This is a genomic window from Curtobacterium sp. DN_7.5 (assembly GCF_022655355.1).
Taxonomy (GTDB): domain Bacteria; phylum Actinomycetota; class Actinomycetes; order Actinomycetales; family Microbacteriaceae; genus Curtobacterium; species Curtobacterium luteum.
Map to the genome: position 1 here is coordinate 3047116 of NZ_CP093378.1, position 23709 is coordinate 3070824.

Genomic DNA, 23709 nt, shown 5'->3' on the forward strand with positions numbered 1-23709 from the left:
GGACTGCTGCAGGTTCGGTTGACTCGTTGATTTAGGCCGCGAGTGCGACCTGTGGGTTGATGATTGCTTCGTACTCGATGGGCGTCAACTTCCCGAGCCCGCGTTGCCGACGTTTCCGGTGGTAGGTGCCCTCGATCCAGTGCACGATCGCGAGGCGCAGCTGCTCCCGCGACGCCCACCGGCGCCGGTTGAGGACGTTCTTCTGCAGGAGCGCGAAGAAGGACTCCATCGCCGCGTTGTCCGCGCACGCGCCGACCCTGCCCATCGACCCCAGGAGCCCGGCGTCAGAGAGCGCCCGAACGAACCGTTTGGAACGAAATTGACTGCCCCTGTCCGAGTGGACGACCGTGCCGGACGGGTTCCGGCGCGAGATCGCCATTTGCAGCGCCGCAACCGCGAGGGAGGACCGCATCCGGGCGTCGATCGAGTAGCCGACGATGCGGCGGGAGCAGGCGTCCTTGACGGCGCAGAGATATAGCTTGCCCTCGGCCGTGTTGTGCTCGGTGATGTCGGTCAACCACAGCCGGTCCAGGTCCGGGGCGGTGAATGCCCGCCGGACCCGGTCATCGTGCACCGGCGGGCCCGCTTTCCGAGTCAGTCCCCGTTTCTTGGCATGCAATGACCAGAGCCGCTGCTGCGAGCACAACCGCCACACGCGTCGCTCCGAGACTCGGTGGCCGGCGGCGGCGAGGTCGTCGGCGATGAACCGGTACCCGAACGTCGGGTCGTCACGGTGCGCATCGACGGCGGCGTTGGTCAGGTGCGCGTTCTCCCAATCACGACGACTCACCGGGTCCTTTCGCCAGGCGTAGTACGCCTGCTTCGAGAAGCCCAGCACCCGGCAGGTCACCGCGACCGGGATCCGGTCGGCGGCGAGTTCACGGACCAGCGGGTACATCATTTTGGGAGGTGCGCTTGGGAGAGATACGCGGCGGCACGGCGGAGGATCTCGTTCTCCTGCTCTAGCAGCCGGTTCCGTTTCCGAAGCTCTCACAGCTCGACGTTCTCGGTCGTCGTGGTCCCAGACCGAACCCCGTCGTCGATGTCGGCTCGACGCAGCCAGTTCGTCACGGTCCCCTCGGAGATCCCGAAGTCCTTCGCGACCTGCGTCAACGGGATCTCACCCCGTCGCGCGACCGCGATCACGTCGCGTCGGAACTCCTCCGGATAAGGCTTGGCCATGATCGACATCCTTCCAGCGAGGACCACGTCCCCACAGGTCAGGAGTCAACCGAACCGACAGCAGTCCCGTGAGCCCATGGCCGGCGTCGACCCAGCAGAGCACACCATTCCGGCTGATCCGCGCATGGAAGCAGGTGGTGAACTGGCCGCTGGTCGCCGTACCGGGGCCGGTGCTAATCCCGGCGGTCGCAGACCGGAGTGCTGCGGCGGGGTCGGGATTGTCGCGGCTGCTGCGGACTACAGCGCGGATTGCAGCAGCGATCATGCCGGCGCCGACACCTTTCCCCATCACGTCCCCGAGCGTGACCGCGGCCCCGCCGTCCGGGGTGGGGTACCAGTCGTAGAAGTCACCACCGACCGATCGAGCCCACCCTACGTTGCGAAAGTTGCCTCCGTGCAATTGTCGCGCTCCACCTCATCACCCATTCGGGGGACAGGGTACGAACCCCAAACCATCTGTCGAGGCGCCACGAATAGATTGTGAATTCCGGGAAACACCCGGAGCGCTCACCAGCCGCAAGTACCTGGTTCTCCACCCCTGGTCGGGGTGTGTTCGGCGCGCACACAGGGAATCGCGCCGAGCGCGACAACGGAAGGAACCCACTCATGCGCAAGTCCATGAAGACCTCGATCACCCTCGCGACCACGGGTGCGCTCGTGCTCGGCGGTGCCGCGTTCGGCATCACCTCCGCGCAGGCCTCGACCCCGTCGGTGCACACCGTGTCGTCGTCGTCGTCGAAGATCCCCGGCCCCGTCGCCTCGGTCCCCGAGGTCCTCGGCGGCAACACCGCCGTGAAGCTCGACTCCGGCTTCACCGACGCCCTCACCGCCCTGAAGCTGACCCCGGGTGTCTCCGGTGACGCCAAGCTCGCCGACGGGTCCGTGTCGTTCCCGATCACCTCCGGTTCGGTCACGTACTGGTCCCCGGACGGCAACTACCGCCCCTACGTGCAGGGCCTGCTCAACCACGACGACTCGGGCCTGACCCTCACCGCCGGTGAGACCACGGTCACGCTGGAGAACTTCGTCGTGAACCCCGGCTCGTCCAAGCTCTACGGCGACGTCCTGGTCAACGGCAAGGTCGCGGTCAACAACGCGTACCTGTTCTCCCTGCACGGTGGCACCCTGAAGCCGCTGCAGCTCGAGGGTGACAACGCGATCCTGACCGGCACCACCGTGCACGTCTCCGGTGACGCCGCGAAGCTGCTCAACAGCACCTTCAAGACCGACGCCGTGAAGTCCGGCCTCCTCGTCGGCGTCGCGACCATCACCGCACAGATCAAGTAACACCCCCACGGCACACCACCGCACCCGCACCACCACGAGAAGGCGCCGCTCCCCACCACGGGAGCGGCGCCTTCTCGTGGTGGTGCGAGTTCAGGGGGACGGCGGATCCGTCCGGAGCCGCTTAGCGGCTCGTTCTTGTGAGTGCGCGGACGCGGCATCGAGGAAACGCCCGCCCCCGATGGCGCCGGTGCGCCTGGTGAGCTCGTTGACGAGGTCCTCGACTTCCGGTTCCAGCTCATCGTTGGGAGCTGCCTCAATCAGCACCTGCGATGCCGGCCCGAGCAGCAGCTCCGCCGTCGCCGCACAACCGGCCTCGTCGAAGGTTGGGACCTCGACGATGTCGGTCGTTCCGTTCTCGCCAAGTGCTGCCGCGTAAGCCAGCACCGCTTCAGCGATTGCGTCGCCGGTCATGATCGTGGACTCGCCGTACACCACGTTCTTTATCCGATCAGCCAGTGCCCGCACGCTCGAAATGCCCCCACCCCCAGCCCTGTCGGTGGTCCGTGAGCGTCGATCGCATATGCCTGGCGACGAGTCGACCTCGGTGCGGTCTGATCAGCAGGGCACCAGCGTCGACGATGCGCTCGCCTTCTACGAGCAGGTGTATAGCAGCAGGACCTCCACATCGGTCGGCCCAGCCAAGACGGGTTCTCGTGGCGGTACCGGCTCGTCGGAGACGACAATCTTTTCGTTGGCACCTCGGCGTTCGCCGCGACACGGTGAGGCGTCCCTGTCAGCGGTCCCGCTGCTCACGGGCTCTGCCCGAGCTGTCGAAGGATTTCGGCGAAGTCTGGCCACTGCTCTTTCGGCGCTTTCGCGGGAGGCTGCGGTTGTGCTGCGCTGCGGCGTCGGCGGAGCGCCGCGTACGTTTCCACCTGCAGGGGCGCGACGCCAGCATCCCGTTCGTACCGGGACGGCTCGTCGTGCGGCGTTTCCTGCCCCGGTGTCCCGCGGCGCCGGGCGGTCATTCCCCTGGGCTTGCGGCGTTAGGGATGTCTGCTGCGCGGAGGGCGTTCGCGAGGTCACCTTCGGATGGCAGTGCCGCCCGAACATCGGGGGGCAGCAGGTCGTAGCTCGCGACGCCGATTGGTGCCTGTTGGCCGGCGAGGGAGTACCGGACGACCGCGTCGCTCTTGTCTGCGACCAGGAGCAGACCGACGGTATCGGCATGCTGCGCCCGGCGGAGCCGATCATCTACGAGTGCAACGTAGAAGCCGAGCTGGCCGAGGTACTCGGGCTTGAATTTCCCCGTTTTGAGCTCGATCACGACGTAGCGGAGCTGCTCGACATGGAAGAACAGCAAGTCGACGTAGAAGTCGTCGCCGTCAACGTCGAAGTGCACCTGCCGGCCGACGAACGCGAACCCCTCCCCCAGCTCGCGGAGCGTGTCGATGATCCGATTCACGAGTGCCTGCTCGAGGTGGCGTTCCTTCGCGTCGCCGTCGAGGGCGAGGAAGTCCAGCACGTACGGATCTTTCGTCAGCTGCTGCGCAAGGTCCGACTCGCCAGCCGGGAGGACAGCTGCGAAGTTGGTCGGTGCTGCCTCGAGCCGCTGATGCGCGCCGGTGCGGATGTGGTGCTCGAGGACGTTCCGGGACCAGCCATGCTGTACCGCCGGCTCGGCGTACCAGTTGCGCATCGTCTGGTCATCGAGCCGGTCCAGGAGCACCGTGATGTGTCCCCAGGGCAGTTGTGCAACAGCCTGTTGCACAGTCTCCTGCTGCGACCACGCCGCCGCGAACGCCCGCATATACGCCAGGTTCCGCGGTGAAAAGCCCCGCATCTCGGGAAACTCCGTCCGCAGATCCTCAGCGAGCCTGGCGATGACCTTCGTGCCCCACCCCTCCTGCCCTTGCCGCAGGAGGATCGTGGCGCCGATCTGCCCGTACAGCACCACCAGTTCCGTATTCGCACGCCGCTGCGCTGTGAACCGAGCATTGCGCACATGCTGCTTCAAACTCGCCAACGTCGCCGCGTAACTGGACGGAACAGCACTATCGGCACGCATCCCATCACTCTGCACCAGCACCCCTGATCCCAAGGACCGTTTACGAAACGGGCCGGAAACGTATGCCACAGTGGAGGCGCCCTCTCCCTACCTCAGAAAGGCGGCCTTGCCATGGCGCAGAAAGTTACCACGCACCTGGTCGATGACCTGACCGGCGACACCATCGAAGAAGGTAAGGGCCGCACCGTGTCCTTCTCGTTCGATGGCAACCACTACGAGATCGACCTTTCCGTCGACAACGCCGACGCGCTCCGCGAAGCGTTCTCCGACTACGTCGCCGCCGCCCGGAAGGTCAGCGGCCGCCAGAACCGCACCAGCGGCAGCGGCAGCGCCCCGAAGCGTGGGAACTCGGAAGAGCTCGCGAAGATCCGCGAGTGGGCGAACGCGAACGGCCACGAGGTCTCCTCGCGCGGCCGCATCAGCCAGGCTGTCCGCGACGCGTACGAGGCAGCACACTGACACTTCCCCGTCACGGCAACGGCCGGCACCCCACCGGGTGCCGACCGTTCTCGTTCGCACCGATAGTTCGCTCTTATGTCAAGTCGTGGTGATCGAATGGGCGCGGCATCTCGTGGAGTTCGTCAAGACGCTGACTTGCCGAGACCGTAGGTGTACTCGCCGGAGTCCCAATTGACGGTGGAGTTGAAGAAGTACCCCGACTGGGTTCCGTCCGCGTTGTCCGTGTTCGCAGCGAAACAGTCGAACGAGGTAGTGGTGTCGGTCAAGTCATCCGTGGAGCCGCTGACTGGATTGCAGGACACGGAAAGGATGGGACCGTCGAGCAGACCCTTCGTCACGTTCTCCTCCGCCATCGTCTTCACCGACGCCTCGACCTCTTTCACCGTTTCGGCGCGGGAAGAGCGCTCCGCCTCGTCGGCCTCTTCCTGCGCTGCTCGTTGCGCCTCACGCTGCTCAGCACGAGTCCGGGCGGCCGCTTCCTTCTTCTGCTCCGCCTTCTCCGCCGCAGCTGCAACCTGCCGCGCGTGAACCACCGCTACCGCCGTACCCCCGCCACCAACGATGACGACCACCGCGAGGATGACGAGCGCCAGCACCAAGGGGCGACGCCGCGGCCGTGGCTTGCGCCGTCCTCGGGAAGGTTCGAGAGCATCCTCCGCCCCTACGTCACCATCGCTTTGCGCAGCCGCGCTGTCCGTCCGCCGAGGGCGGGTGAGGCCAGTCCACTGGTCACCGTCCCAGAGCATCTCGCGTTCCGGGTCTGAGGGATCCGGGAACCAACCAACAGGCAAACTCATGTGGACAGAATCTCACCTCTTGCTGGCTACTCGGTAGCACCAAGACAGGGGTCCGGGACACTGCGTCGAGCCCCGGCCACGTCTCAGCCCCGCAGCGCCGGGAGCAGCGCCATGATCCTGATGTCCCTCAGTCTTCGGCTGACGCGACGGATCCCACGTACGACATCGATCCACCGCTCGGAGGCGTTGGTGTGAAGATGTCAGCCGCAAGCTCGCTCGTGCGGAACTCTTCCGCGGCGGGTTCCACGGTGTACTCGACCACCTCGACTGCATGGCTCTTGAGGGCATCGAGCACTTCGGCCGGCGTGACGTAGAAGAATTCGCGTCGGAGGTTGACCTTGTTCACCCGCTGGTTCGCGAACGTCTGGTGCAGCATCGTTTCCACTCCGACGGCGTCGTCGGCGAAGAACAACGCGTGTACGTCGAAGCGGAACGGCACTGACGCGTCGCCGAGTTCGATGACGCGGTCCATTGGCTTCAGGCGTCTCGTCATGCCGATCTTCACCATGCGTTCCCCGAACGCTCCGACGTTGGAGATCACGTACACGTAGCCCGCTCGCACATTTGCTGCTCGATAGTCGACATCGGAGATGGCGCGGTCGACGTCCTCGAGCCGCGCTTGGACGCGAGCGGCACCTTCCGCGTCGCCGTTTGCCTGCAAGGCCGCGAGGGTGGAGAGGTAGTGCTGACGTTCTTTCTCGAGTCGGTCGTGCTCGGCTTGCAGTTCAGCGGCGGCGCGCTGCTGCTCGCGGAGTTCTGCTCGGCGTTCTCGCTCGCGCTCCTTTTCCGCCTGCACCGTCTGGAGGTGCTCGTTGGCGAGGGCGATCTCCTCAAGCCGCATCTGGTGGTAGCTCGGTTCAATGCGAAGATCGATCATGGTGCCGCTTTTCGCGATCTGCTCCGCAGCCTTGCTGAGCCGCGTCTGTGCGACGTGCAAGTTGCCAGCTCGCGTAGCCTTGATGGCGTTCTCCGCTTCTGCGTTGTAGGCACGCAGCAGCACCTTCGCCATGTCCGTCATGAACTTCCGGCCCTGCGCTTCGGAGTTGTTGAACGTGAACCGTGGCGCCGTGGTTACCGCGCGCTTGTCACGAACCGCGTTCTTGATGCGATAGCGCAGCGCTTCCAACTTCGACGCAAGCTCCGTTGATGACGCGGCCGGGTTCTCGAAGTCGAAGAGCCCGACCGCCTGGAGCTCAACTGCGGAGGTCAAGTCGACCAGCTCTGCTCTTCGGGCGCTGATCCCCCCGTTGATCTCGTCGCGCGTCGCGCGTGCATCCTCGGCTTGTTGTTCAGCGGCACGAACGCGGTCCTCGGCGGTCCGAATCGCTTGCTCTCCCTTGAACCGCTCGGCCGCCTGCTCAGCGGCGAACCGTTCGCGTGCATCGGCCTGTTCCTTTGCCCAGAGTTCGCGAGCTGCCGCTTGCTCAGCCTCAAAGTCCACTCGAAGGGTGGCGAGCTGCTGCTCTTGCTCGGCCCGGTACGCATCGACATCGTCGAAAGCGCGCATGTTGTAGCGGGCAACGACCGCTTCACCCGCCTCGATCCGTGCCTGCGCGGCACGTAGCCGCTCGCGCGCCTCCCGCTTCGACAACTTCTCGACCGGCTTCTCCTGCACCGCAGAAACGGCCGTACGCGGCGACTGCTCCGCCGCTCGGGCAGCACGACGCGTTTGCGGAGCGGCCACCCCGCGGGCGTCCGAAGGCGGGCCTTCGTGGCCAGCTGGCGCCGACTTCTTGAGCTGCACATGCTCGGTCCACCTCTGGCCATCCCAGTAGCGGACGAACCGCGGATCCTTATCGTCGTACCAACCGGCAGGCGCTGCTGACATTGCTTCAGCTTACGGAACAAAGCGCCAATCGACACCCCCCGGTCCGGGTGCCCCATCCGCCACGGAGGGTGAAGCCGGGTCAACGGACGCCGGCACTGCGCTCTTATGTCAAATTCGCGAGGTCCAGAGACTCAGAGAGCCTAGTGCGTTTAATGAACGCCCTCAGTTGCGCTCAATTTCATCATCATCTTCAGTGACCACAACACCAGTTCCTTTGAAGCTTCCCGAAAGCTCATTGGGAACCTTATTCACAACAATGTAAGCATTATAGAGGCGCGGCAGAGATATCAACAGGAGGAGTGCAACCCAGGAACATGCTCCGATGATCAGGGCGGCAGCCCATCCAAGCAGTACGTCCCCACGTTGAGCATTCATTGCGACGACGATCAGAATCACCGTACTAATAGATGCAAAGGCGCCCATCAACAGATGCGTCGCCGCCTCGTCAATCATGTTGCGATCAGGTCGCTCCGTATCCTCATTATCACCTTGGCGGTCGGAGAGTTTGCCGCGTAATGTCGACATATGCGTAAAAGATGTCAAAAAGGCGCCCGCGAGAAGAGCCAGGGCAGTCAGGATAGTAGCGGGTGACTCTAGTCTCGCGTTTTGGGTAACCGAGGAGGCGACACCAACAGCAATTGGCAAACCATACAGCGCGATAATTGCTCCCCACGCGATACGCCTCGATGACTGACCCCGATCACGTAGTGCTTTGAAATGTCCACGAATTAAGCTCAAGAAGCTGAATCGCTGCATCACTCGCCCTAAATCGAAAGCTGGATCCCTAATGTGGGCTGAAGGCGCTGGAGACGCTCCTCGGCCGCGTTGCGAATTTCTGATGGCGTAGGAGGAAGCCCAACCTTGACGGGGTAGGTAAAGATATCCCGGACAGAATCAGGCCTAATCGTCTGAGTCTTCCCGTCCCCTTGGTCGTAAGTAACCGCACCATCATCAAAATCATCCGCACTGACCTGCACGCCGATCAGGCTTGATACTTGTTCCGTGGGTTTTCCACTGGGCGCGGCATCGGCTCCCTTCTCTGGCGTCATCCCCACCCACCCAAGAACCATAGACTTGACGGCCGACAACTTGCCGACGGGGAGTCCGTTACGACGGAGCGTGATCACCTCTCCACCTCTGGTCTGACCGGGCTTGAGGATGCGTTTCTCCAGCTGAAGGCCCGCTCCATTGCCCTGTCGGAGGACTTCCTCCAGGCGCCCCGTATCTGACACCTGGTGCGGCTTGAGCCGCCACCAGCCTTGACGGTCAGCCTCCGGCCGCTCCGCGTCCGTATCCCGCATGTGGAGACACAGCGCCTTCAACAGATAAGTGCTAGGGCAGCTTGCACCACGAGCCTCACACATCAAAACGGCACGGTTGCCCGATTTGGGGAGATATATCGATGCTCGGTACGGATTGGTAGACGCCTTACTGTCGAGCGCCGCGTCCTCGCTTCGATCCTTAGCAATCGCGAGATCATGAGAACCCACGCGTCCGTATCGAAACTCAATATCTATTCGATCCTGCGAGGTAGCGTCGATGTGCTCGATTCGTAGGGCCGGAGCCAGCGCCACGTCAGCTTGCCGCTCCCGAGTCCTGTACGCGAAGTCATCGATCCGTGTCACGTCATATATCGACGGAGAAAGCTCGCGCAGTGACGCGAGCACGTTGTTACCCTTGGGCTGGAGGGTGTCGGTTCGAAAATCCTTTTCCGTGCGAGCGTTTCCGTAGAACAACGTCAACTGGTGAAGTTGGAATCCGAATTGCATTTTGTGCGCCACTGAGCGCCCCTCATCTCTCACGGGGCAGTCTAGACGAAAGTGGCCGGCTCGAGTCGGAACGGATCGCCGAGTGGAGCCAGAAGTGACAGGGGCCGCGGTGAAGAGGACTGTGGTCATGGGTACACCCCATCGCCACACCTTCGTAGGAAACGCGTTCCGTGGATCTGGTGTGTAGTAACAGGCCTCCGCGGCATATGTGTGCGCGGGTCTAGAGCTGATGCGACAGGGCGCAGACCACCCGTCGCGGTCCGGCGTACGTGGATGCCCCGGCAGCGAGCTAGTCGTTGCTATCCGGTGGTAGCTCCTGCTTGGACTTGCTGGCTGCTTGCTCGAGTTCCGTGTCGACGCCCGTGCTTCCCCCCAGACGGCCGCGAGTCGAGCGAGGGCTGCGTCGACCGCCGCATCCGTAGTGCCGAACTCGGAGTATGCCTCCTGCAACGACAGTCCTTCGAACCGTGACGGCCGCCGCGCGACCGCAACGACTACTTCCGCGGCCGGGCCGTCGGCTGCGGCTACAGCGCGTCGGGCGGGGATGATGCTCGTCATGGAACGACCCGACAGGCTCACGCCGGTGCGCGCCCATCCGTGGACGTCTAACGGCAACAGCAGCTGCTCTGCCAGGCGCCACTCCCCCAGCACCGGCTGCTCACAGTCATGCCGGTCGAGGTTTCCTTTCGTCGGGTCAAGCAGGCGGATGACGTCGCCGCGGAATCCGGTCCAGACCGGTCCGACGATGCGCAGCCATCGAGTCACCGCGCAGGCAGCGCAGGACACCGCGTCATCGGTTGAGGGTACGACGTGGCCACGGATCCGGACGATGCTCGTCACCGCGACGTCGGCGGGTGCGATGGTGCGGGCTTCTTCGCGGGTGAGGTGCAGGGTACCGAGGAGGACGGCGAGGAACGCGTCGCGGCGGCCTCGGAGCCCGATCGGATACCTGTACTTCGGGATCGCCGCGAGCACCTGGCCGACGGCCGTCTGGTCGGGGGCTTCTGATCGCGGCCACACCCTGGCCTCCACCGTGGGTATGGGGTCCGGGAGGCCAGCTTCGAGGTGGTGTGCACGAATCGCGTGCCGACAGAGCCGCTGCGTCGACGCGCTGCCGGGGAACAGCTTCAGGAACTGCTCAATCGTTGCTGCCGTAGCCGGGAGCGAATCGCGTCCGGACGCGGTGCACCATGCGACGAACCGACCCCAGTGCGCCTCAAGCAGAGTCCTACTGTCGGGGCCGAGTTTGGGGTCGGGTTTGGGGGAGGTTTGGGGGGTCACAAGCGCATCCGGGTGACGGCGTTGCGGATCAGGGGGGCGTATTCGCGGTCGTAGATCTGGAGGGTGGCGGCGTTGGTGTGGTGGGTCTGATTCATAATCTCCACGTCCGTCGCACCGGCATTGCGGGCTTCGGTGACGAACCCGGCACGGAGCGAGTGCCCCGACCAGCCGTTCTCCCCGAGCCCGGCCGCCTGCGCGCGGCGGGCGACGGCCTTCCCGACCGTGGTGGGGCTGATGCCGGTGGTCCGGTACAGGCCCCACTTGGACACGGCGCGGAAGAACGGCATCGACGGCGGCAACCGATCGGCGCCGAGCCCGTCGGCACAGACGTGCACGGCGAGACTCGCGCCGGTGAGCGCTGCGAAGAGGCCCGCTTCGCCGCTGGCGTCCTGTGCGAGCATCAGCCGGGAGAGCCGCACATACGCGCAGGGGGCGCAGGTGACCGGGTTCGCGCCCTGCCGCAGCACTTTGATCCGGCCGGCGCCGTCCTGGTCGGTCTTCGACTTCCGCACGCGGGCGTAGACGCCTTCGCCGTCGACGAGGCGGAGGTCCGCGACGGTGAGGGCGGTGAGCTCGGACTCGCGGAACGCGCCGACGAACCCGAACAGCAGCAACGCCTGATCGCGGGTTCCGAGCGCGCCGGTCTGGAGGTCGGCGACGTCGATCTTCAACAGCGCCGTCTGCAGCGCCTTCAACGTCATCGGCTTCGCCCGCCTGACCGGCACCGACCGGGTGCGACGGATTCCCTTCAGGACATCGCGGACAATCGGGGTAGTGCCTGGCGGGGTGTGGCCGCGGCGAGCGTGCTCCCAATCGATCGCGGCCACATACCGGCTGATCGTCGCCGGCGCGTACCGCTGCCCACCATCAGGCAAGACCGCGTTGGCCTTATCCGCGAGGAACGCCGCAACCTCGGTCGGGTCGACCGGCGCCGTGATGACCTGCTCAAGCTCGTGCGGTTCCGAGATCTCATGGTCGAGGAACCCAGCACGCCACCGCGCGAACTGCCGCAAATCCGACCGGTACGCCCGCACCGTATTCACCGACAGAGACGCCTCCGCGAACACCTGCGGTGACGCACCCACCGGCACCGTCACCGCAGCTGACCCGGCAGGGGCGCCGTCACCGGCGGCGCTTCGGAGTCGGGCGAACGCGGTCCGGGAGTGTTCCGCGGCAGCACGCTGCTCCGCCGTCAGCGCCCGTCTGCTGACGGTGGCTGCCGAGGTCACGGACTGCTCTTCGGGCACGTCAGGCGAGGCCGAGCTGCTGCAGGATGCCGAGCTGGTCGGTACTACCCCACCGCTCGGATGCGCGGCCGTCGCGGAAGCCGATGACCTGCACGTTGCGGATACCGGTGAACCGGCGCCCCGTCGGGGCGTGCCCCATCCACTCCCCCGTGTGCGTACCGGCGAGGGTGGAGATCGTGATCACCTTCGTCGGTGTCGCGATCGTCTCGATGTCCTCCCGCTCGACGTCGGTGAACGCCTTCCCGAACTGCTCCCAGAACCACGCGATCCCGGACCCGTCCTCGGGTTCCCCTTCGGCAGCGTCGTGATCGGTGAAATCGGGCGTGAACCGCGCCTCGAGCGGCAGGTCCTGCTGCCGCATCCGGTCCCGAGCCTCGAGCGTCGGACCGCCATCCGCTGTCACCTCAACTGCCATCGGAGCCTCCTCATCGTGTGGCTCGAGCCTACGCTCAGTCATCGGGTCAGTTCCGATAATAGTTCTTCTCGGAACAAGTCGGCGGGCATGGAAGCGAATATAGCGGCCGCGCTGATCGCTTATCGAGCGCTGAGCCGTCTCTCCCCTTCGACCCCGTAGCACCGGTCCCTCGGGGTCCGTCTCACGGCTGGTCCTCCACCGGCGTGACCCGCACGGTAACGGAGTCGATCACGGTGCCGGCCGGGATGCTGCCGATCTGCCGGGTCTGGATGCTTCGCTCGCCGATGTAGGTTCCGTCGGCCGGGTCGATGATGACGTCGTGTTGCTCAGTCCCGCTCCAGTGCGGGAGGCCGATCGCGGTGCCGCGCTGGCCGTCGAGCGAGACCTGTTCCGCGGTGACGACGACGTCGGGCAGGGTCGCCAGCGCCTCGTACATCGCCGCACGGAGGTCCGCGGGCACGAGCCCGGTGCGGAGCAGGCCACTGATCGTGTCGAAGACGTGCAGCTCGTCGGTCGTTCCTGCCGCCCGGGGAGCGGCCTCGATGCGTCGGACGAGGGCGTGCGGGTCACGAGGCAGGTCCGCGATGTCGGACGCCCCGAGCGTGCCGGTCTGCTCACCGCCGAGCTCACCGACCGCGAAGTCACCGCCGACGCCCCGCTCCCACACCGGAGCGGACGGCTTCCCCGCGCCGTCGTCGGACGCGGCCTGACGTGCCGCGGTGCCCCCGAAGACCTTCGTCGCCGCTCCGGAGCGGATCTCGCGGACCCAGGTCCCGGAAACGTCGGCCGGCACCCAGGTGGTGGTCGTCGTCGGCTCCAGGTAGCCCTCGTCGTAGTGCTCGCCATCGGACGTCGTGGAGACCATCGACAGTTCCGACTCCACCACCTTCGTGAACGCGCCGGCCGGCGTCCGGTCGGCGGCCGCGGCGGCGGCCGCCTCGTGCAGCGTCGCCGCTGCGGCCGATCCCGGCGATCCCCAGTGCGTCACTCCGACACCCGTGGCGACCAACCCGCCTGCCACGACCACCGCTGCTCCGGCCAGCAGGACAGGTCGCGAACGACGCAGCCACCGGACGGGAGGCGCGGTACGGGCCGGTGCGGCGCCTCCCGTCCGGACGGTGGTCGCCACGGCGGCCGTGTCGAAGCGGAGGCGAGCGCGGTCGAGTGACGCGTCGACCGCCTCGGGCGGCAGGTCGCGTCGCAGCAGGCGGAGCGTGGTGAATTCGTCGTCAGACATGGAGTGGTCCGTTCAGGGAGTCAGTGGTGCCGGGCACGGCGCGGAGGGCAGTTCGGGCCCGGTTCAGCCGGGAGCGGACGGTGCCGACGGGGACGCCGGTCGCCTCCGCGATCTGCTCGTAGGTGAGTTCCGCCCAAGCGTGCAGCAGGACCGTCTCGCGGACCGCCGGACGCATCCGGTCGAGTTCACGCATGACGGTCTGCACGGCACGCTCCGAGTCGAGACGGTCGCCGGCGTCGTCGTCGAGCCGCTCGGACACGGCGACACGGGACAAGGCACGGTCCGCCCGGCGCTGGGAGCGCCAGTGCCGACGGAGCAGGTTCGACGCGATGCCGAACAACCACGGCAGCGCGTCCTGCCGGTCCGGGTCGAACGACTCCCATCGGACGAGCGCGGTCACGAACGTCTCGCCGAGGATGTCCTCGGCACTCTGCAGGTCGGTCCGGCGCGCGAGGTACAGGAGGATGCGCCGGCCGTGCTCGTCGAACTGGCGACCGAGCTCGGCTGCGGCTCCTGGAGGGGGATGACTACTGGGCACGACTGGTATTGCCCGATCCTCCCGGAAGAGTTCCATCCTCGCCGAAACATGCCGCGTCGCTGTTGCGCGCGAGCAAACTCGAGCCTCAAGCGCGTCTCAGTGGCCGGGAGCCAGTGCACTATGGGGTAATGATGCGTAGGTATCGGCTCTGGATCGCGTGGATCACTGGCTCACTCACGGTGGCCCTGATCGTTCTGACGATCCTGGCAGCGGTCACGAAATTCACGCCTTGGCTGCCGCTGCTGGCGGCGACCCTCGCCGCCGCTGTTGCGGGAGCGATTCTGATCGCATGGGGACCGCGAGTTGCTCGACAGCAGGAGCGCGAGCGTCGTGCGCATCAGAACCAGCCTGTCCGTTAGCCGATCGTCAACCGGACGGCACCTCTGTCGCCAACTGCTCGCCATGCCCCACCCACGTCTGAAACGGCACGACCGATCGATAGGGGCAGCGATGCTGAATCTGCGGTTCCTTGCGCCGGTGGTACTGGTTATCGTCGCCGTGCTCGTCTTCCTCGCGGCCCGCGGGAGCATGGGCTGAAACCCCCTGCCGGATCAGCAGGACGCGCGACGTCGAGTTCGAGCCGAGCGCCGCTCCCGCGACCGATAGCCGGTCGTCAACCGGACCCAGCGAGCCAAGTTCGTCTTCCGCCTTTGGTGATGGGAAGCTGGTAAATGTCGCCCGGCCCGAGCTGCTGTGGGCCGAACCCCTCCGAAAGCGATCACTGATGACCATCCCCGCAACGACCCTCACACAGCTCGTCGATGCATACCTCGCAGCTCTCGGATCAGCCGACGTAGACGCGGTGCTCGCCCTGTTCACGCCGGACGCGATTGTGAGCTCACCGCTTTACGGGGAGCAGCCCGCCCGCGACTTCTACCCGACATTGTTCGCCGACACGGCCGCATCCGTCCTCACGCTCCGCCGAACCTTGGTCAGCACAGACGACTCGGCTCCGACTGTTGCGTTCTGGTTCGACTTCGATTGGACGCTCTCGGACGGCACCCCCGCACCGTTCTCCGTGGTTGACGTCGCCGAGCTAGACCTGGAAGCCCGGATTCAACACCTGCACATCGTGTACGACACCGATCCCATTCGAACTGCTTGGGAAGCCCAACAGGCCGGCGGTAACCCCCGTTCATGAAGCAGCGAGCGACTACCCGATCATCACGAGCACTGCGTACGGGTTCGTCAGGAAAGTGTCGTCCCGCGTCGGGACTACATCCACGACGCCAGCTCGCTGGGTGACCCACCAGGCGGCCAACAACACGAGCGCGCCGGCAGGGGGGCTGAACACGAGCAACCGTTTCCTCATGGGATCACGGTACGGCGGCACGAAGCGTCGCAACGGCCGATGGCACGCCGTTCCGCCTAAAGGAGGACTCGTTCTTTGGGCGGATCGCGCCGAACTTCCGCCCTCCGTCCGATGAACGATCGGTTGACGAGACAGCCCCTCTGCGCCATGTTCGTGGGATGCCTGAGTGGAACGGTCTTCAGATCCCGGTGACTGATCTCCGTCTCGTGTTCGATCGGATCCTTCAGCACGTCGAACATGCGAACGGGGAGTCGGTCGTGCTGCGTGAGGACTACTTCTACTCGTTGCCCGCTCCGGGCCTCTACGACGTGTCGAGCAATCCACCCGAGGCCACGATCGGGCAGCTGAGCGAGTCGTGGGACAACCTGACGACGGCGCCGGCCGCCGATCGGACGTTGAACTGGGAACTCGTTTGGCTGGGCGACGTCCTACGAGCCATCGGGCATCTTCTGCCCGAGGGCGAGCAGCGTTCGGCAGACCGGTAGCCGATCCCTCAGCGGGCCAATCGGACTGTGGTCTCGATGGGCCCGAAGCTCGACGTGGTTCCGTCGGCGGCGAATCCGTTCCGCCGGTAGAACGAGTGCGCGCGAGGGTTGTCGGCAGCAACCCAAAGAGATGCTGGCCGCGGGCCGAGCGCTGCGTTCAAGAGCGCCTGCCCGGCGCCTCCGCCATGAGCGCGCGAGAGCACGTACAGCATCGTGAGTTCCTCTGGACGGACCGCGTCAGACCCGGGTGTCTCCTGCGTCGCGGCGAACCCGATGACGCCCGACTCGTCCTCGGCGACAAAGGTCGCGAAGGCGCCTTGCTCCAGGTTCGTTCTCCACATGTCGATGCGCCGATCGACGTCGAACCAAGGATCAGTATCGGGATTCACCACGAACCGCCCGTACGTCTCTCGCCATGAGGTGGCGTGGACGGCAGCAATGCCTTTGACGTCGACAACCTCTGCCGGCCGAATGACGATCGAGCGAGGATTGTGGCCGTCCATCCCTCGACCGTAGCGATGACGCCGGCACTCGTCGATAGCAGCCCGGGTGTCCCGTAAGCCGATCGGTCACCGAACGCGCGCCGTGGTTAGCGTGTGACCGTGCTCCCTCTCTCAGTCGCGCTGCCCCCAGGGGGCGGAGGCTCCCTCCCCGTCTGGATTTGGATCCCGATCGTCGCGGTCGTGATCGTCGCAGCGGTCGTCCTGTTCCTCCGGAGAAGCCGCTGATGACGTCTCGATAGCCGGTCTTGGGTTCAGCCGGTCGTTGCAACACCACCGTGAATCGGAGCGTTGCGGATGGGATCGAGGCTGGAACACCGTGCGCGGGAAGCGCGGTTCTGGGAGCTATTGAGACAAGGTCTCGGGCGGACGGCGGCCTGTGATGCTGTCGGCGTGGACCGACGTCAGGGATACCGCTGGGTCAAAGCAGCCGGCGGACGGAATCCGTTCGCCCACAAGCCCCGCTCCGACAGGTACCTGAGTCAGGAAGAGCGGCTGCAGATCGCGGACCTGCGCCTCAGCGGCGCCGGCGTGCGCGCGATCGCGAAAGCCCTCGGCCGGGCACCATCGACGATCAGTCGCGAGCTCAGCAGGAACGCTGCAGCTGGCGGGTACTACAGGCCGTACTCGGCGGAGAAGCAGTGCCGTGTTCGAGCGCGGCGCCCGAAGCCCCGGAAGCTTGACCGGGTCGAGCTTGCGCTGCAGGTCGAGTTGCGGTTGGTGCGGAACTGGTCCCCGGAGCAGATCCGTGATGACCTGGCCAGGACGTTCCCGAACCGGTCGGAGATGCACGTGTCGCACGAGACGATCTACCAGTCCCTGTTCGTCCAGGGCCGCGGGCACCTGCGCGCTGACCTGCACAAACACCTCCGCACCGGCCGCGCGATCCGTCGGCACCGGGGCGAGCCGCGGCGGGCGTCGTGGTCGAAGATCCGCGACATGATCCTGATCAGCGAACGCCCCGCCGAGGCCGACGACCGGGCCGTCCCCGGCCACTGGGAAGGGGACCTGATCGTCGGGATCAACGCCAGGAGCGCGATCGGCACCTTGGTCGAACGCACCACCCGATACGTGATGCTGCTGCACCTCCCCAACGGACACAGCGCCGATGCGGTCCGCGACGCGATGATCCCCACGATCCAGACGCTGCCTGGGCATCTGCGTCGGTCGTTGACGTGGGATCAGGGCACCGAGCTTGCCCGGCACAAAGACATCACCCTCGCCACGGACCTCGCGATCTACTTCTGCGACCCGCACAAGCCCTGGCAGCGCGGCTCGAACGAGAACACCAACGGCCTGCTCCGGCAGTACTTCCCCAAGTCCACCGACCTCGCCATTCACAGCCCGGAACGGCTCCGCGAAGTCGCTGCCGAACTCAACGGACGACCCCGCAAGACCCTCGGCTATCGCACCCCGGCAGAAGCGTTCGAGCAGCTACTCTCGGACCCGAAACAACCACCCGTTGCGACGACCCCTTGAAACCGCCGGTCGTTCAGCGGACGCGCCCTCCTGTCCCGCGCGCACAGCAGCAGCCGTGTCGCACATACCCCGTCCGGATTGAATCTCGCTGAGGGCCCGCCATACGACCGCGTCAGCCACAACGCCCGCGAACGCAGAACGCCCCGCCAGCCGAAGCCAGCAGGGCGTCCCCACGAGTCAGACGAGGGTCAGAAGTCCCAGTCCTCGTCCTCCGTCACGACGGCCTTGCCGATGACGTACGAGGAGCCCGACCCCGAGAAGAAGTCGTGGTTCTCGTCCGCGTTCGGGGACAGCGCCGACAGGATCGCCGGGTTCACCTCGGTGAGCTCCTTCGGGAACATCGGCTCGTACCCGAGGTTCATCAGTGCCTTGTTCGCGTTGTAGTGCAGGAACTTCTTGACGTCCTCGCTCAGCCCGACCTCGTCGTAGAGGTCCTGCGTGTACTGCGTCTCGTTCTCGTACAGCTCGAACAGGAGCGAGAACGTGTAGTCCTTGAGCTCCTGACGCTCGGCCTCGGTGACCTGCTCGAGGCCCTTCTGGTACTTGTAGCCGATGTAGTACCCGTGGACGGCCTCGTCGCGGATGATGAGGCGGATGAGGTCGGCGGTGTTGGTCAGCTTCGCCCGCGACGACCAGTGCATCGGCAGGTAGAAGCCGGAGTAGAACAGGAACGACTCGAGCAGCGTCGAAGCGACCTTGCGCTTCAGCGGCGATTCGCCCTGGTAGTAGTCCATGACGATCTGGGCCTTCTTCTGCAGGTTCGGGTTCTCCTCGGACCAGCGGAAGGCCTCGTCGATCTCGGGCGTCGACGCGAGGGTCGAGAAGATCGACGAGTAGCTCTTGGCGTGCACCGACTCCATGAACGCGATGTTCGTGTAGACGGCTTCCTCGTGCGGGGTGATCGCGTCGGGGATGAGCGATACGGCGCCGACGGTGCCCTGGATGGTGTCCAGGAGCGTCAGACCGGTGAAGACACGCATGGTCATCGTCTGCTCGGCCGGCGTCAGGGTGTTCCACGACTGGACGTCGTTCGACAGCGGCACCTTCTCCGGCAGCCAGAAGTTGTTGACGAGGCGGTTCCAGACCTCCACGTCCTTGTCGTCCTGGATGCGGTTCCAGTTGATCGCCTGGACCCGATCAATGAGCTTCAGCTTCTCGACCAACGCACGTTCCTGTTCAAGAGATGGTGACTAGATATCGGACTGGAGGCGCGGTGCGGGCTGGCACCGCGCCTCCAGGATGTGGGCAGTCGCGTGAGCGACCAGCCGCTACAGCATGCAGCTGACGCAGCCCTCGACCTCGGTGCCCTCGAGCGCGAGCTGGCGCAGACGGATGTAGTAGATCGTCTTGATGCCCTTGCGCCATGCGTAGATCTGGGCCTTGTTGATGTCACGCGTGGTCGCGGTGTCCTTGAAGAACAGCGTGAGCGACAGACCCTGGTCGACGTGCTGCGTGGCAGCGGCGTAGGTGTCGATGATCTTCTCGGCGCCGATCTCGTACGCGTCCTGGTAGTAGTCCAGGTTGTCGTTCGTCATGAACGGCGCCGGGTAGTAGACGCGACCGAGCTTGCCTTCCTTGCGGATCTCGATCTTCGACGCGATCGGGTGGATCGACGACGTCGAGTGGTTGATGTACGAGATCGAACCGGTCGGCGGGACGGCCTGCAGGTTCTGGTTGTAGATGCCGTGCTCCTGGACGGACGCCTTCAGCGCCTTCCAGTCGTCCTGCGTCGGGATGGCGATCCCGGCGTTGTCGAACAGCGAGGCGACACGGGCGGTCGCCGGCGTCCACGCCTGGTCGGTGTACTTGTCGAAGAACTCACCCGACGCGTACTTCGAGTCGCGGAAGCCGTCGAAGGTCTCCCCCGTCTCGATGGCGATGTTGTTCGAGGCGCGCAGGGCGTGGAACAGCACCGTGTAGAAGTAGATGTTCGTGAAGTCGATGCCCTCTTCGGAGCCGTAGTACACGCGCTCACGAGCGAGGTACCCGTGCAGGTTCATCTGGCCGAGGCCGATGGCGTGCGACTTGTCGTTGCCGTCCTCGACGGAACGGACCGACGAGATGTGCGACATCTGCGACACCGAGGTGAGGCCCCGGATCGCGGTCTCGATGGTCTTGCCGAAGTCCGGCGAGTCCATCGTCAGCGCGATGTTCAGCGAGCCGAGGTTGCAGGAGATGTCCTTGCCGATCTCCTTGTACGAGAGGTCCTCGTTGAAGGTGGTCGGGGTGTTGACCTGCAGGATCTCCGAGCACAGGTTGGACATGTTGATCCGACCCTTGATCGGGTTGGCTTTGTTCACCGTGTCCTCGAACACGATGTACGGGTAGCCCGACTCGAACTGGATCTCGGCGATGGTCGTGAAGAAGTCACGCGCCTTGATCTTCGTCTTCTTGATGCGCGAGTCGTCGACCATCGCGCGGTAGTTCTCGGAGATCGGGACGTCGCCGAACGGCATGCCGTAGACCTTCTCGACGTCGTACGGCGAGAAGAGGTACATGTCCTCGTTGTTCTTCGCGAGCTCGAACGTGATGTCCGGCACGACGACACCGAGCGACAGCGTCTTGATGCGGATCTTCTCGTCGGCGTTCTCACGCTTGGTGTCGAGGAACTTCATGATGTCCGGGTGGTGCGCCGACAGGTAGACGGCACCGGCACCCTGACGCGCGCCGAGCTGGTTCGCGTAGGAGAACGAGTCTTCCAGCAGCTTCATCACGGGGATGATGCCCGACGACTGGTTCTCGATCTGCTTGATCGGGGCGCCGGCCTCGCGGATGTTGGAGAGCAGCAGGGCCACGCCGCCGCCGCGCTTCGAGAGCTGCAGCGAGGAGTTGATGCCGCGCGAGATCGACTCCATGTTGTCCTCGATGCGGAGGAGGAAGCAGGAGACGAGCTCGCCGCGCTGGGCCTTCGCGGTGTTGAGGAACGTCGGGGTCGCGGGCTGGAAGCGGCCGGCGATGATCTCTTCCACGAGGTCGATCGCGAGCTGCTCGTTGCCCTGCGCAAGGCCGAGGGCGGTCATCACGACGCGGTCCTCGAAGCGCTCGAGGTAGCGCTTGCCGTCGAACGTCTTGAGCGTGTAGCTCGTGTAGTACTTGAACGCGCCGAGGAACGTCTGGAACCGGAACTTCTTCGAGTACGCCAGGTCGTTGAGCTTCTGGATGAACTCGAGCGAGTACTGGTCGATCGTCTCGCGCTCGTAGTACTCGTTCTCGACCAGGTAGTCGAGCCGCTCCTTCAGGTTGTGGAAGAAGACGGTGTTCTGGTTGACGTGCTGCAGGAAGAACTGCTTGGCAGCCTCACGGTCCTTGTCGAACTGGATGTTCCCGTTCGCGTCGTAGAGGTTGAGCATCGCGTTGAGGGAGTGGTAGTCCATCCCCGTCTGCGGCGACGTCAGATCGACGTCTGCAACTGCTGCGTCCAAAATGCTTCCAATCCAGTGGTGACTGCGTGCACGTCGTCTGGCGTGCCGAAGAGCTCGAAACGGTAGAGGACGGGGACGCCGCACTTCTGCGCGATGACGTCCCCCGCGAGGCCGTAGGCCTCGCCGAAGTTCGTGTTGCCGCCGACGACCACACCGCGGATCAAGGAGCGGTTGCGTTCGTCGTTGAGGAACTTGATGACCTGCTTCGGGACAGCGCCCTGCCCGTTGCCGCCCCCGTAGGTCGGCAGCACGAGCACGTACGGCTGGTCCGCGTGGAGGAACGGGTCGCTCGGGTAGAGCGGGATCCGGTCTGCCGGCAGCCCCAGCTTCTCGATGAAGCGGGCCGTGTAGCCGGACACGCTCGAGAAGTAGACGAGGTTGCTCATGTGCGCTCCTTGGTCAGAGGTGCGGACAGCGGATCAGGGGCGGCCTGGCGGAGGCGGGTGGTGCCTCCAGGCCGGGTGAGTGCGGGCCCCTTCGGGCCCGCACCGCGGTCACGCGAGTTCGGCGCTGAGCGTCGCGATCTTGTCGGGACGGAAGCCCGACCAGTGGTCGTCGTCCGTGACGACGACCGGGGCCTGCAGGTAGCCGAGGCTCTTGACGTGCTCGAGGGCTGCCTCGTCCGTGGAGACGTCGTGCACCTCGTACTGGATGCCCTTGTTGTCGAGGGCTCGGTACGTCGCGGTGCACTGGACGCAGGACGGCTTGGTGTAGACGGTGACGGCCATGATCTCCCCTGGTTCTTGCTGGTGGTGTTCGTGCTGTGGAGGTGGTGCTGATGCCTGCTCGCAGTCGTGTCCGGGAAGGGCCGCTGCGATGGCTCCACACTACATCTAGTGGCTGGCCGCGGCACCGACCACAAGAGGAAGTGTTACAGCCGTGTAGTTCTCCACAACGCCCTCCACAGTCTGTGGATTCCCGAGAGGCCCGGGATTCCGCCATTCTCCGGCCGACCACCGACACTTCCCCACACCCGTGGACAGCGTCGATCCACATGTGTGGAATCAGCGCGTCGGCGTGTCGCGGAACCCGTCCTCGGACCCTGCACAGGACCCTGCACACGACGACTCCGTCCACACCTCCCCGACCGGGGGACACCGCCGTCCGTCCGGTCCGTACACTCGTCTCGTGAGCGCGTACGGCACCCTCCTGAAGACCCCCGGCGTCGGTCGTGTCATCGCTGCGCAGCTCACCGCGCGGTTCCCGTTCGGGATGCTCTCGCTCGCCTACCTGCTCCACGTCGAGCACGTCTTCGACTCGTACGGCGCGGCCGGCCTCGTCCTCGCGACGACGAGCATCGGCCAGGCGATCGCGGGCCCGCTCACGAGCCGGTGGATGGGCAGCTGGGGCATGCGCCCCGTGCTGGTCCTCACGAGCCTCGTCGCGCTCACGAGCATGGGCGTCGTCGCGTTCGTCACGATGCCGCTGTGGGGCTACGTCGTCGTCGGCTTCCTCGGTGGTCTGGCGGTCCCCCCGGTCCAGCCCGCGGTCCGCACGATCTACCCGAAGATGGTGACCTCGGCGCAGCTCACGCCCCTCTTCTCGCTCGACGCGAGCGCGCAGGAGCTCATCTGGGTGGCCGGGCCCGTGATCACGACGTTCGTCGCGACGCAGATCGGCACGGTCCAGGCGATCGTCGTCGCGATGGCCTTCCTCGTGATCGGCGGCGTGTGGTTCATCGCCTCCCCCGAGCTCGGCCGGGTGCGCATCCCGCGGTCGAAGCGCGCGTTCGGCGTCGTCATGCGCCGGCCCTCCGTCGTCGTCGCGACCCTGACCGGCCTCCTGCTCATCGGCGCTTGCGCCGCGGTCGAGGCGAGCGTCACGAGCGTCTTCGGCGAGGGCAGCCCGAACGCCGGCATCGTCCTCGCGGTGTTCGCGATCGGGTCGCTCATCGGCGGCCTGGCGCTCGGCCACCGCCCGATCTCGCGGAACACCCTCTGGACCCGGATGGCCATCGTCTTCGTCGGCCTCGCCCTCGCGGTCGGAGGGACGGACTTCTGGTGGCTGTGCCTCGCGCTCGTCATCGCCGGTGCCGGGATCGCCCCGGCACTGGCGGTCATGTTCGGCTCCGTCTCCGCGACCGTGAAGTTCTCGGACACGGCCGAGGCGTACGGCTGGATGGGCACCGGCCAGCTGATCGGCGCTGCGGGCGGCTCCGCCGTCGCCGGGTTCCTCATCGACCTGCACGGCGCGACCGGCGGGCTCATGGTCGGTGCCGCGATGGCCGCGGTCGGCGTGGTCGTGCCGCTCGTGACGAAGCGGTGGCTGCCCGACCTGCGCGGGCGCGACGCGAGCCCCCTCCCCGACACCGAGCCGGTGAACCTCCCCACCTGATCCGACCCGGGTCGGGGAACGCGCGCGTCGCGACGACACGCGAGTCGAACGTCGCGAGTCCCGTCGAGCACGTGGCGTGGACCCCGGCCTGGAGGCACGACACCCGCCCGCCACCATCGGCAGGATGGG

25 protein-coding genes and 2 pseudogenes are annotated in these 23709 nt (G+C 65.6%); 8 read left to right on the top strand and 19 right to left on the bottom strand.

The features are described from left to right. Positions 1-31: 31 nt before the first annotated feature. Positions 32-1182 (bottom strand): annotated as a pseudogene (locus MON03_RS14150) (IS3 family transposase). After that, on the bottom strand, positions 1121-1582 hold the full coding sequence (locus MON03_RS17450) for a PP2C family protein-serine/threonine phosphatase (RefSeq protein ID WP_350355057.1): 462 nt from the start codon (positions 1580-1582) through the stop codon (positions 1121-1123). The pseudogene MON03_RS14150 and the gene MON03_RS17450 overlap by 62 nt, the downstream one beginning before the upstream one ends. 206 nt (positions 1583-1788) lie before the next feature. Between MON03_RS17450 and MON03_RS14155 the strand changes: the two genes are divergently transcribed. Beyond that, the gene (locus MON03_RS14155) at positions 1789-2469 is read left to right on the top strand and encodes a hypothetical protein (RefSeq protein ID WP_022902171.1); all 681 of its coding nucleotides are present in this window, start codon (positions 1789-1791) and stop codon (positions 2467-2469) included. 90 nt (positions 2470-2559) lie between these two features. Here the strand turns inward: MON03_RS14155 and MON03_RS14160 are convergent, their stop codons facing one another. Both MON03_RS14160 and MON03_RS14165 read right to left on the bottom strand, forming a co-directional pair. Further along, entirely contained in the window at positions 2560-2904 is a 345-nt protein-coding gene (locus MON03_RS14160; RefSeq protein WP_148286025.1) for a hypothetical protein, read from the bottom strand. Positions 2905-3433: 529 nt separating this feature from the next. After that, positions 3434-4477: a PDDEXK nuclease domain-containing protein gene (locus tag MON03_RS14165; RefSeq protein WP_175328675.1), complete on the bottom strand. Its 1044-nt coding sequence runs from the start codon at positions 4475-4477 to the stop codon at positions 3434-3436. A gap of 111 nt (positions 4478-4588) precedes the next feature. Between MON03_RS14165 and MON03_RS14170 the strand changes: the two genes are divergently transcribed. Beyond that, the gene (locus MON03_RS14170) at positions 4589-4936 is read left to right on the top strand and encodes a histone-like nucleoid-structuring protein Lsr2 (RefSeq protein WP_022902168.1); all 348 of its coding nucleotides are present in this window, start codon (positions 4589-4591) and stop codon (positions 4934-4936) included. A gap of 122 nt (positions 4937-5058) precedes the next feature. Here the strand turns inward: MON03_RS14170 and MON03_RS14175 are convergent, their stop codons facing one another. From MON03_RS14175 to MON03_RS14190, 5 genes and pseudogenes are all read right to left on the bottom strand, one after another. Continuing rightward, positions 5059-5535 carry a DUF2510 domain-containing protein gene (locus tag MON03_RS14175; RefSeq protein ID WP_229728131.1) on the bottom strand — a complete coding sequence of 159 codons (477 nt, stop codon included), beginning with the start codon at positions 5533-5535 and terminating at the stop codon, positions 5059-5061. Positions 5536-5637: 102 nt separating this feature from the next. Further along, a pseudogene (locus MON03_RS17455) lies at positions 5638-5733 on the bottom strand (DUF2510 domain-containing protein); the annotation flags it as partial. Between the two features lie 127 nt (positions 5734-5860). After that, positions 5861-7561: an SNIPE associated domain-containing protein gene (locus MON03_RS14180; protein WP_175328656.1), complete on the bottom strand. Its 1701-nt coding sequence runs from the start codon at positions 7559-7561 to the stop codon at positions 5861-5863. Positions 7562-7723: 162 nt separating this feature from the next. After that, a complete protein-coding gene (locus tag MON03_RS14185; RefSeq protein ID WP_148286024.1) occupies positions 7724-8317 on the bottom strand; it encodes a hypothetical protein in 594 nt (197 codons plus the stop codon). 8 nt (positions 8318-8325) lie between these two features. Beyond that, positions 8326-9330, bottom strand: coding sequence for a hypothetical protein (locus tag MON03_RS14190; RefSeq protein ID WP_175328657.1), 1005 nt, complete (start codon positions 9328-9330; stop codon positions 8326-8328). Positions 9331-10140: 810 nt separating this feature from the next. On the opposite strand from MON03_RS14190, the gene MON03_RS14195 reads away from it, so the two are divergent. Beyond that, a complete protein-coding gene (locus MON03_RS14195; protein WP_242089062.1) occupies positions 10141-10338 on the top strand; it encodes a hypothetical protein in 198 nt (65 codons plus the stop codon). Between the two features lie 269 nt (positions 10339-10607). Here MON03_RS14195 and MON03_RS14200 read toward each other — a convergent pair whose 3' ends face one another. From MON03_RS14200 to MON03_RS14215, 4 genes are all read right to left on the bottom strand, one after another. Then, positions 10608-11840 (bottom strand): site-specific integrase, encoded by a 1233-nt coding sequence (locus MON03_RS14200; protein WP_148286250.1) that lies wholly within the window; start codon positions 11838-11840, stop codon positions 10608-10610. A 19-nt stretch (positions 11841-11859) separates the two neighbouring features. Then, positions 11860-12273 carry an ester cyclase gene (locus tag MON03_RS14205; RefSeq protein ID WP_083882155.1) on the bottom strand — a complete coding sequence of 138 codons (414 nt, stop codon included), beginning with the start codon at positions 12271-12273 and terminating at the stop codon, positions 11860-11862. A 181-nt stretch (positions 12274-12454) separates the two neighbouring features. After that, complete coding sequence (locus tag MON03_RS14210; protein WP_022904492.1) at positions 12455-13510, bottom strand: CU044_5270 family protein; 1056 nt, start codon at positions 13508-13510, stop codon at positions 12455-12457. Then, positions 13503-14048, bottom strand: a complete 546-nt coding sequence (locus tag MON03_RS14215; RefSeq protein ID WP_022904491.1) for an RNA polymerase sigma factor — start codon at positions 14046-14048, stop codon at positions 13503-13505. The genes MON03_RS14210 and MON03_RS14215 overlap by 8 nt, the downstream gene beginning before the upstream one ends. A gap of 128 nt (positions 14049-14176) precedes the next feature. Here MON03_RS14215 and MON03_RS14220 point away from each other — a divergent pair, with 128 nt between their 5' ends. Next, positions 14177-14407, top strand: coding sequence for a hypothetical protein (locus MON03_RS14220; protein WP_204620571.1), 231 nt, complete (start codon positions 14177-14179; stop codon positions 14405-14407). A gap of 7 nt (positions 14408-14414) precedes the next feature. On the opposite strand, the gene MON03_RS14225 is transcribed toward MON03_RS14220, so the two are convergent. Then, entirely contained in the window at positions 14415-14780 is a 366-nt protein-coding gene (locus MON03_RS14225; RefSeq protein WP_242089063.1) for a hypothetical protein, read from the bottom strand. On the opposite strand from MON03_RS14225, the gene MON03_RS14230 reads away from it, so the two are divergent. Beyond that, positions 14773-15189 (top strand): nuclear transport factor 2 family protein, encoded by a 417-nt coding sequence (locus MON03_RS14230; RefSeq protein ID WP_022904490.1) that lies wholly within the window; start codon positions 14773-14775, stop codon positions 15187-15189. The two genes, MON03_RS14225 and MON03_RS14230, sit on opposite strands and share 8 nt — an antisense overlap. A 359-nt stretch (positions 15190-15548) precedes the next feature. After that, positions 15549-15845 (top strand): hypothetical protein, encoded by a 297-nt coding sequence (locus MON03_RS14235; RefSeq protein WP_148286245.1) that lies wholly within the window; start codon positions 15549-15551, stop codon positions 15843-15845. A gap of 8 nt (positions 15846-15853) precedes the next feature. On the opposite strand, the gene MON03_RS14240 is transcribed toward MON03_RS14235, so the two are convergent. Beyond that, positions 15854-16348 (bottom strand): GNAT family N-acetyltransferase, encoded by a 495-nt coding sequence (locus MON03_RS14240; RefSeq protein ID WP_022904487.1) that lies wholly within the window; start codon positions 16346-16348, stop codon positions 15854-15856. Between the two features lie 294 nt (positions 16349-16642). On the opposite strand from MON03_RS14240, the gene MON03_RS14245 reads away from it, so the two are divergent. Continuing rightward, positions 16643-17824: an IS30 family transposase gene (locus MON03_RS14245; RefSeq protein WP_350355052.1), complete on the top strand. Its 1182-nt coding sequence runs from the start codon at positions 16643-16645 to the stop codon at positions 17822-17824. A 188-nt stretch (positions 17825-18012) separates the two neighbouring features. Here the strand turns inward: MON03_RS14245 and nrdF are convergent, their stop codons facing one another. The 4 genes from nrdF to nrdH all read right to left on the bottom strand — a co-directional run bounded on the left by nrdF (position 18013) and on the right by nrdH (position 21974). After that, on the bottom strand, positions 18013-18987 hold the full coding sequence (gene nrdF / locus MON03_RS14250) for a class 1b ribonucleoside-diphosphate reductase subunit beta (protein ID WP_022904486.1): 975 nt from the start codon (positions 18985-18987) through the stop codon (positions 18013-18015). A gap of 105 nt (positions 18988-19092) precedes the next feature. Then, positions 19093-21198: a class 1b ribonucleoside-diphosphate reductase subunit alpha gene (gene nrdE, locus MON03_RS14255; protein ID WP_022904485.1), complete on the bottom strand. Its 2106-nt coding sequence runs from the start codon at positions 21196-21198 to the stop codon at positions 19093-19095. Between the two features lie 17 nt (positions 21199-21215). Then, positions 21216-21632, bottom strand: coding sequence for a class Ib ribonucleoside-diphosphate reductase assembly flavoprotein NrdI (gene nrdI / locus MON03_RS14260; protein ID WP_175328659.1), 417 nt, complete (start codon positions 21630-21632; stop codon positions 21216-21218). Between the two features lie 108 nt (positions 21633-21740). After that, positions 21741-21974 carry a glutaredoxin-like protein NrdH gene (gene nrdH / locus MON03_RS14265; protein ID WP_022904483.1) on the bottom strand — a complete coding sequence of 78 codons (234 nt, stop codon included), beginning with the start codon at positions 21972-21974 and terminating at the stop codon, positions 21741-21743. Positions 21975-22374: 400 nt separating this feature from the next. On the opposite strand from nrdH, the gene MON03_RS14270 reads away from it, so the two are divergent. Beyond that, positions 22375-23580, top strand: a complete 1206-nt coding sequence (locus MON03_RS14270; protein WP_031273884.1) for an MFS transporter — start codon at positions 22375-22377, stop codon at positions 23578-23580. Positions 23581-23709 lie beyond the last annotated feature (129 nt).